The sequence below is a fragment of the Streptomyces jumonjinensis genome, from assembly GCF_009600885.1.
GTDB lineage: Bacteria > Actinomycetota > Actinomycetes > Streptomycetales > Streptomycetaceae > Streptomyces > Streptomyces jumonjinensis.
The window spans coordinates 1,929-2,266 of sequence record NZ_VCLA01000202.1 but is presented as its reverse complement, the minus strand read 5'-3'; the positions used below and the strand labels follow the sequence as shown (position 1 = coordinate 2,266).

The 338-nt window shown below is 69.2% G+C and carries 1 protein-coding gene; it reads left to right on the top strand.

Annotated elements, in window-relative coordinates; all coding sequences use genetic code 11:
- Positions 1 to 338, top strand: a 338-nt coding sequence (locus FF041_RS38565) for an AMP-binding protein (RefSeq protein ID WP_194292340.1), incomplete at both ends; no start/stop codon positions are given.

Genomic DNA, 338 nt, shown 5'->3' with positions numbered 1-338 from the left:
TTGTGCTGGCGACTTCCGCGACGGTTTCCGGGGTGCGGGGCGCCGTGGTCGAACCGGTGCTGCTGGACGAGGTGGGCGAGGAGATCGCTTCCGAGTCGGCGGGGCCGGTGGGGGTGGTGATCGACCCGGCCCAGTTGGCGTATGTGATCTATACGTCGGGTTCGACGGGTCGGCCGAAGGGTGTGGCGGTCGCTCATGGCGGGGTGGCGAATCTGGCCGGGGCGATGCGGTCCGCGCTGGGTGTGGACGAGGGGGTGGTGGCGCTTCAGTTCGCGTCGTTCAGCTTCGACGCGGCTGTGCTGGACGTTGTGGTCACCCTCGCTGCGGGTGGAACGCTC